Source organism: Herpetosiphon llansteffanensis (genome assembly GCF_003205875.1).
Classification (GTDB): domain Bacteria; phylum Chloroflexota; class Chloroflexia; order Chloroflexales; family Herpetosiphonaceae; genus Herpetosiphon; species Herpetosiphon llansteffanensis.
In genome coordinates this window covers 21,555-29,844 of record NZ_PUBZ01000127.1, presented here as the reverse complement: position 1 = coordinate 29,844, position 8,290 = coordinate 21,555, and the positions used below count along the sequence as shown (strand labels likewise).

Below are 8,290 nucleotides of genomic sequence, written 5' to 3'. Positions count from 1 at the left end.
GTGGTCGGTGGTGTGCTAGGATGGGTCATGTGATCCTCCCCAAGGGTCATAGACAAATCAATGCGGCAATGGGGTCAAGCAAATCCATTGTCGCATCCATGATTGCATGATTTGTTTATACCAGGGGTTTAAAACTCAAAGTCTATGCGAGAATTAAATACCTGACGTGGTGGTTCATAGCACTGCCCCGACGACGAGGGGTTTAAAACAATCCGGATCGCGTTGCTGCGGTCGGCCTTCTCACAGTTTTCATAGCACTGCCCCGACGACGAGGGGTTTAAAACAAGCTAAAGCGAATGAACTATTTATGCCAATATTCGCTGGTTCATATCACTGCCCCGACAACGAGGGGTTTAAAACGAACTACACGATTGTTTATATCATTGAAAGAAATAATGAGTTCATATCACTGCCCCGACAACGAGGGGTTTAAAACTTTGGGCCGAAATTGGCAAAACACTAAAGCAGAAAAGTTCATAGCACTGCCCCGCCGACGAGGGGTTTAAAACACCGAACGAAGTGAACGCGAACGCCAACACCAGCGGTTCATAGCACTGCCCCGACGACGAGGGGTTTAAAACACGAAATGACCTTTGTATTTGCGGGTCATAGTTGGCTGTTTATATCACTGCCCCGACGACGAGGGGTTTAAGACTGCAAACTCTAGCGGTTCAAGGAGTTAATATTTTCTTACCCCAGCCCTGCGCATGTGCGTGGGGCTTTCTGTTGTGGTTTTTTCATGACCTATTGGAAAAATAATTCGCTAGGTTACAGTGAAGAAGGATGCTTGTGGGCGAAACAATTGGGGCTATAGGCTTTTGGCTATTGGCTATGGGAAAACACGAACATAATCTCAAAAATCTGTGTAATCTGTGGAAAAATAATCATTCGTGGAATTCGTGGCGAACATTTAACGCAGAGGCGCAGAGCAATCAAAGGATGAAGGATGAAGGATGAAGCGCAGAGAGTATAAAATAATAATCAAAAAATCTGTGCCAATCTGTGTCTAAAAATAATCATTTGTTCAATTCGTGCAATTTGTGGCTAAAAATAAATCTATCTTCGTGGCTTTGTGGATCAAATCTTTGGCTCTGGGAATATAATCTCAAAAATCTGTGCAATCTGTGGCTAAAAACTTAACCTTCGTGCTCTTCGTGGATCAATTAACGTAACGTAGAGGCGCAGAGTAGTAAAGGCCATAGGCTTTTGGCTCACGGAATATGATTGGAATTAAATGATCGATTTCACCCTATAGCCAACAGCCCATAGCCAATTCCCCTTCGTGGATCAATAATGGGGATCGAGCTAGTACCAGCCCGATCCCCAACGACCAACAACCGATCCCTAGATTCTACGCCCCTCCGGTTTTGCCCGAGCCGGCGTTGTTGCCTTCGCGCAGCTTGGCCCGAATCAGGTCGCGGTTCATCTTGGCGATGAATTGAATGCTAATTTCTTTGGGGCAGGCTGCTTGGCATTCTGCATAGTTGGTACAGTTGCCAAAGCCTTCTGCATCCATTTGGGCAACCATGTTGATCACGCGTTGGTCTTTTTCTGGCTCGCCTTGGGGCAGCAAGTTCAGGTGCGAGACCTTGGCGGCGGTGAACAACATTGCTGAGCCATTTGGACACGCGGCGACACACGCGCCACAGCCAATACAAGCAGCAGCATCCATTGCCAAATCGGAAATTTCTTTGGCAATCGGAATCGCGTTGCCATCTGGTGGCGCACCAGTGCCAACCGAAATAAAGCCACCAGCGGCAATAATCCGGTCGAGGGCAGCGCGATCAACCGCCAAATCCTTGATCACAGGGAATGGCTCGGCGCGCCATGGCTCAATATACACTTCGTCGCCATCTTTGAATGAGCGCATGTGCAATTGGCAGGTGGTGGTTGCCCGCTGTGGCCCGTGGGGAATCCCGTTGATCACCATCGAACAAGCACCGCAAATTCCTTCGCGACAGTCGTGGTCGAAGGCCACTGGATCGTCGCCCTTGGTGATCAACTCTTGGTTGAGCACATCGAGCATTTCGAGAAATGACATATCGGGGCTGACATGGTTAGCATCATAGCTGACCATTTTGCCCGCTGTTTTGGCGTTATCTTGTCGCCAAATGTGCAATTTTAACTTCATTGAAGCACCTCAGCGATTACTTGTACGAACGAGTTGAAAGGTGAACGTTTTCGAATTCGAGAACTTCTTTGTGCATGGTTGGCTTAGTGCCAACGCCCTTGTATTCCCAAGCGGCCACAAAGGTAAAGTTTTCGTCATCGCGTTTGGCTTCGCCATCCTCGGTTTGGCTTTCGGTGCGGAAGTGACCGCCACACGATTCGGTGCGCATCAAGGCATCGTGGCACATCAATTCGGCAAATTCGAGGAAGTCAGCCAAGCGGCCTGCTTTTTCCAACTCTTGGTTGAAATATTGGCCGCTACCAGGCACACGCACGTCGCGCCAGAATTCTTCGCGAATTTCTGGAATCCGTTCCAAGGCCGTGCGCAAACCAGCATCATTCCGCGCCATACCACAGTAATCCCACATCACTTTGCCAAGCTCGCGATGGAAATCATCGACCGAGCGTTTGCCATTGATTTGCAGCAATTGATTGATTTGGTTGGTTGCTTCGCGCTCAGTTTCCACAAAGGCTGGGTGATCGGTCGTGACTGGGTTCAACTTGGCGCTGGCGATGTAATTGCCAATCGTGTAGGGCAAAATGAAGTAGCCATCGGCCAAACCTTGCATCAAAGCACTGGCCCCAAGCCGATTTGCGCCGTGGTCGGAGAAGTTGGCTTCGCCCAAGACGTGCAAGCCTTCGATGTTGCTCATCAAGTTGTAGTCAACCCACAAGCCGCCCATGGTGTAGTGCACAGCGGGATAAATCCGCATTGGCACTTCATAGGGATTTTCGCCAGTGATCCGTTCGTACATCTCAAACAAGTTGCCATAACGTTCGGCAATCATGTTTTTGCCCAAACGCTTGATCGAATCGGCAAAATCGAGATACACGCCCAAGCCGCCTGGGCCTACGCCACGACCTTCATCACAGACTTCTTTGGCAGCGCGTGACGAAATATCACGGGGCGAGAGGTTGCCGAACGAAGGATATTTGCGTTCGAGATAATAATCGCGTTCGCTTTCCGGAATATCCTTGGCAGCGCGAGTGTCGCCAGCCTTCTTGGGGACCCAAATCCGTCCGTCGTTACGCAACGATTCGCTCATCAAGGTTAATTTTGATTGGTGATCGCCAGCAACTGGAATACAGGTTGGGTGAATTTGGGTAAAACATGGGTTGGCAAACGCTGCGCCACGTTTGTAAGCGCGATAGCTAGCCGTCACGTTACAGCCTTTGGCGTTGGTTGAAAGGTAGAAAACGTTGCCGTAACCACCAGTTGCCAACACAACTGCATCGCCTGCGTGGCGTTCGATCTTGCCATTGATCAAATCGCGGGTGATAATCCCACGCGCTTTGCCATCAACCAACACAATATCCAACATTTCGCAGCGCGAATACATGGCGACTTTTTTCAAGCCAATTTGGCGTTCGAGCGCTGAGTAAGCGCCGAGCAACAATTGTTGGCCGGTTTGGCCGCGCGCATAGAACGTCCGCGAAACTTGTGCGCCACCGAACGAACGGTTGGCCATCACGCCGCCGTACTCACGGGCGAATGGCACACCTTGGGCCACACATTGGTCAATAATGTTGACGCTGACTTGGGCTAAGCGATAGACGTTTGCTTCGCGGGCGCGATAATCGCCACCTTTGATCGTATCGTAGAACAAACGGCGCACGCTATCGCCGTCATTTTGATAGTTCTTGGCGGCGTTGATGCCACCTTGCGCCGCGATACTGTGGGCGCGACGTGGGCTATCTTGGAAGCAAAAACACTTGACGTTATAGCCAAGCTCGGCCAATGAAGCAGCAGCAGAAGCGCCTGCCAAGCCTGAGCCAACCACCAAAACGGTGTATTTGCGCTTATTGGCAGGATTGACCAACTTCATATCGAAGCGGTGCTGATCCCATTTATCTTCCAGCGGCCCTGCTGGAATTTTGGCATTCAATTGCATAATGCGTCACCTATTTCGCTACTGGTTCTAGGAAACCAACTAAGACCGCAATCGGAATCGAAATATTTCCCAAAAACAACAAGGTGCCAATGCCAAGTGCAGCATTACGCAGCAACCGATTAAAACGGCGGTTGTTTAAGCCTAAAGTTTGGAACAAGCTCCAAACCCCGTGAGCCATGTGCAAACCAAGTGCGAGCATCGCTAAAATATAAAAGAGCGAAACCCAAACATTGCGAAAGCCATAGACCACATTGTTGTAAACATTGTGTACGTCAAATGGTTGTGGCCCACCAGGTGCTTTACCAATTGTAAAGTGCAAAATGTGGTAGACGATAAACAACAGCAAAATCACCCCGCCATAGCGCATGGTGCGGCTAGCGAAGGTCGATTCGACGTGCTGTTTCTTGACGTACCGTTGCGGTCGCGATTTGCGGTTTTCAATCGTCAATTGCACGGCAGCGATGATGTGCAGAATAACTGCGGTCAGCAGGACAACCCGCACAACCACCAGCAACTCGCCAGTGCTTTTGAGAAACGCCGCATACTTGTTCAATGCTTCGGCTCCCAAATAAATTTGGAGATTGCCAAGCATATGCCCGATGACGAAGCCCACGCCAATCAGGCCCGTCACGGCCATCACGACCTTCTTCCCGATAGATGTTCGGTAGAAAGAAAGTACCCCAGTCATTACTGACTCCTTTATCTGTTCCGACGTGGCATCTTTACCTTCTATATTATCGCTTAAAACTCATTTTAGGTGAAACACTTGCTGCACGTGGGTGAAGCTTTGTCCACATACGCTGACGCTGGCTAGATTGCCCGCTTGGCTGCATTTAATCTGCCTTAGCAATCGAATAACTTTGTTGAGTAAACGTTGATTTATGGCTTTATTATAACCTAAATTGCTTGTTTGTAGCACAAATATTCTATTAACATTCGACTACAAATCACCCTTATTAGCGAGCAGTCGCAACCCCAATCGAGGCCAATTGGCGCGTTGAATTCAGTAATAAAGACGGATAATATAGAGTAAACTGTTTTAACTACCAACTTATTCCAATCATTGATTTGACAAATACCCTGAAGCGACTATACTTACCCGCAATAAAGACAATAAAGACTGATTAAATTGTCTTTATTAGTTCAGTTTTGTGTTAATGAAGCTGAATGTTGCGGCGAAGTTTATCCCAACCGTTGAGCAATCTACGATTTTCCGAGCCAAGCATTTGGGCGTTGGTCGTGTTATTGCGCTTAAAAAACGGTTGATCGACGGAGTTACCAACGTGGCGGTTACCCTTGCACAATCAACATCGCAGCCCAAACCAAAACGTCGCGCCGCTGCGGCTTTAGCAATCGGCCTGCTTTTGGCAACCGGCCTGTTGCTGGTGATTATGACGCTCAGCATTAATTTTGGGGCGACTGATGTTGCGCCAAGCACCGTCTGGGCTTCATTATTTAATTACGATGCGACCTCTACCCAACACCTAATTATTCGCACCTTGCGCATGCCACGGGTTCTGGTGGCGGCGATTGTCGGGGCCATTTTGGCTTTGGCCGGGGCGATTATGCAGGGCCTGACCCGCAACCCACTTGCCGACGCAGGCTTGTTGGGCATCGAAAGCGGCGCAGCCTTGGGCGTGGTGCTGGCAATCACCTTCTTCGAGATCAAAACCCTCAATCTGTATTCGATTTTTGCGTTTGCTGGGGCAGCGGTTACTGCTGTGCTGGTTTATAGCCTTGGTTCCTTGGGTCGTGGCGGGCCAACTCCGCTCAAATTGACCCTTGCAGGAGCCATGATCACGGCCTTCTGTAGCTCGTTTACTAGCGCCATCCTGATTCTTAATCAACAAACGCTTGATGAAGTGCGCTTGTGGTTGGCGGGCACGGTTGCCGGACGCGATTTGGGCTTGATTGCCGATAGCCTGCCATATGTAGTAGTTGGCACGGTGTTGGCGCTCAGCCTTGGGCGTTCGCTAACCGCCATGTCCTTGGGCGAAGATGTGGCGCGTGGCTTGGGCCAACGCACTGGCTGGGTCAAAGTAATTGCGGCAATTGCCGTAGTGCTTTTGGCTGGCAGCGCGGTTGCCTTAGCGGGGCCAATTGGCTTTTTGGGTTTGTTGGTGCCACACATTATGCGCTTTATCGTTGGCATCGATTATCGCTGGCTCTTGCCCTATTGCGCCATCGGCGGGGCCTTGCTGCTGGTTGTGGCCGATATTATTGGGCGGGTGATTGTTCGTCCGATGGAAATTCCAGTTGGTGTTGTTACTGCGCTGCTCGGCGGCCCAATGTTTATTTACCTTGTACGCTGGCGGGTGCAACGATGAAAACATTTCCATGGATTACCGTTCGGCCCAAACATGCGCGCTTTTCGTTGCGCATCGATCGCCGTTTGCCCAAGGTTGGGCTGATTGTTGGGCTGCTGGTATTGGTAATTATGATTGTCAACATGGGCGTTGGCGAATATGAAATTAGCCCATTCGATGTGGTTAAAACCTTGCTTGGCATGGAAACAGGCGACCCGCAACATGTACTGATTGTGCGGACTCTGCGCTTGCCACGGATGCTGCTTTCGGCCTTAGTTGGCTTGGCGCTTGGTACATCTGGCGCGTTGTTGCAAGGCTTGACCCGCAATCCACTGGCCGACCCAAGCATTATGGGCATCAACACTGGCGCTGGCTTAGTCGCCGTTGTGTTGACAATCTTGGTGCGCAATTTTCCCGCCCGCTGGATTCCGGTCGCAGCCTTTGCTGGCGCTTTGGTCGCCGCTGGCTTGATGTATGTTTTGGCTTGGCGCAAGGGTGGCGATTCGCCGATGCGCTTGATCTTAATTGGGGTTGGCTTGAGCGCGGTTGGGTCTGCCGTAACAACCTTGGTGATTACGATTGGCAATATCTACGATGTGCAACGGGCCATGATTTGGCTGACTGGCAGCGTTTATGGCCGCTCGTGGGTTGATTTTTGGGCCTTTGCGCCGTGGGTCGCGATTGCCGTGCCCTTGGCTTGGTTTCAAGCCCGCCAACTCAATAGCCTGCACCTTGGCGAAGATGTCGCCTTGGGCTTGGGCGTAAACGTTGGCCGTCAACGAGCGTGGATTTTATTTGTTGCCGTGGCCTTGGCTGGCGCAAGCGTTGCCGTTGCTGGGGTGATTAGCTTTGTGGGCTTGATTGCGCCGCACGTTGCCCGCCGCTTGGTTGGTACCGATCACACCGGGCTTGTGCCGACCGCTGGCATGCTTGGCGCGTTGCTACTCGTGGCTTCCGATTGGATTGGCCGAACGATTGCCGCGCCCAACGAAATTCCTTGTGGCCTAGTGACCGCCGTGATTGGCGTACCGTTCTTCCTGACAATGCTCTACCAACATGCCAAGACAAAGTGAGGACGTGATGTTAGCAACCGATAGCTTAACCTTGGGCTACGATGGCCCCAACATTCTCGATCAGTTGTCGATCACGCTGCCTGCTGGGCAGATTACCGCTTTGATTGGCCCCAACGGCTGTGGCAAATCGACCTTGTTGCGTGGTTTGGCCCGTTTGATCAAGCCCAAGCATGGCGCGGTTGTGCTTGATGGCCACGATGTGCAGCGCATTCCGACCCGCCAATTAGCAACCCAACTTGGCATTTTGCCGCAAAATCCGGTTGCGCCCGAAGGCTTGACTGTGCGTGAGTTGGTGGCGCAAGGCCGTTATCCGCACCAACGCTGGTTTCAGCAATGGTCGGCGGCAGATGAAACAGCGGTACGCTCGGCGCTTGAAATTACCAACATGGTCGAATTGGCTGATCGGGCGGTCGATGCGCTTTCTGGTGGCCAACGCCAACGTGCTTGGATCGCCATGACCCTTGCCCAAGAAACCGATATTATCCTGCTTGACGAGCCAACTACCTTTCTAGATTTGGCCCATCAAGTCGAAGTCTTACAGCTTTTAGAACAGCTTAATCGTCAATCAAGCCGCACGATTGTGATGGTGGTGCATGATTTGAACCATGCCACGCGCCATGCCGATCATGTGATTGCGCTGCGGGCTGGCGTTGTGCAAGCCGCTGGAGCGCCGCGCGATGTAATTACACCGTCGTTGTTACGCGCTGTGTTTGGCATCGAAGCTGAAGTTATACCCGATCCGCGCACCGGCGTGCCATTGTGCATTCCGTATGGTCTGTGTGCTGCGGAACCTACAGATAGCCTATTGCATGCGGATGCTGTTGGCAGCCGCGCTTAACCCTAGGAGTAA

At 51.1% G+C, this 8,290-nt stretch carries 6 protein-coding genes; 3 read left to right on the top strand and 3 right to left on the bottom strand.

Going from position 1 to position 8,290, the window contains the following annotated elements; genetic code table 11:
• Positions 1 to 1,351: 1,351 nt before the first annotated feature.
• The 3 genes from C5S61_RS20850 to C5S61_RS20840 are packed head-to-tail and all read right to left on the bottom strand — an operon-like array spanning position 1,352 to position 4,749.
• The gene (locus C5S61_RS20850; RefSeq protein WP_110518431.1) at positions 1,352 to 2,131 is read right to left on the bottom strand and encodes a succinate dehydrogenase/fumarate reductase iron-sulfur subunit; all 780 of its coding nucleotides are present in this window, start codon (positions 2,129 to 2,131) and stop codon (positions 1,352 to 1,354) included.
• Positions 2,132 to 2,147: 16 nt separating this feature from the next.
• A complete protein-coding gene (locus C5S61_RS20845; protein WP_110518429.1) occupies positions 2,148 to 4,061 on the bottom strand; it encodes a fumarate reductase/succinate dehydrogenase flavoprotein subunit in 1,914 nt (637 codons plus the stop codon).
• A gap of 10 nt (positions 4,062 to 4,071) precedes the next feature.
• Positions 4,072 to 4,749 (bottom strand): succinate dehydrogenase cytochrome b subunit, encoded by a 678-nt coding sequence (locus C5S61_RS20840; protein ID WP_054533827.1) that lies wholly within the window; start codon positions 4,747 to 4,749, stop codon positions 4,072 to 4,074.
• A 595-nt stretch (positions 4,750 to 5,344) separates the two neighbouring features.
• Between C5S61_RS20840 and C5S61_RS20835 the strand changes: the two genes are divergently transcribed.
• Genes C5S61_RS20835 through C5S61_RS20825 form a run of 3 tightly spaced genes read left to right on the top strand, consistent with a single transcriptional unit; the run spans position 5,345 to position 8,278 of the window.
• Positions 5,345 to 6,388 carry a FecCD family ABC transporter permease gene (locus C5S61_RS20835; RefSeq protein WP_110518438.1) on the top strand — a complete coding sequence of 348 codons (1,044 nt, stop codon included), beginning with the start codon at positions 5,345 to 5,347 and terminating at the stop codon, positions 6,386 to 6,388.
• A complete protein-coding gene (locus C5S61_RS20830; RefSeq protein ID WP_110518427.1) occupies positions 6,385 to 7,440 on the top strand; it encodes a FecCD family ABC transporter permease in 1,056 nt (351 codons plus the stop codon). Before C5S61_RS20835 ends, C5S61_RS20830 begins: the two co-directional genes overlap by 4 nt.
• A gap of 7 nt (positions 7,441 to 7,447) precedes the next feature.
• Positions 7,448 to 8,278 carry an ABC transporter ATP-binding protein gene (locus C5S61_RS20825; protein ID WP_110518425.1) on the top strand — a complete coding sequence of 277 codons (831 nt, stop codon included), beginning with the start codon at positions 7,448 to 7,450 and terminating at the stop codon, positions 8,276 to 8,278.
• Positions 8,279 to 8,290: the final 12 nt, after the last annotated feature.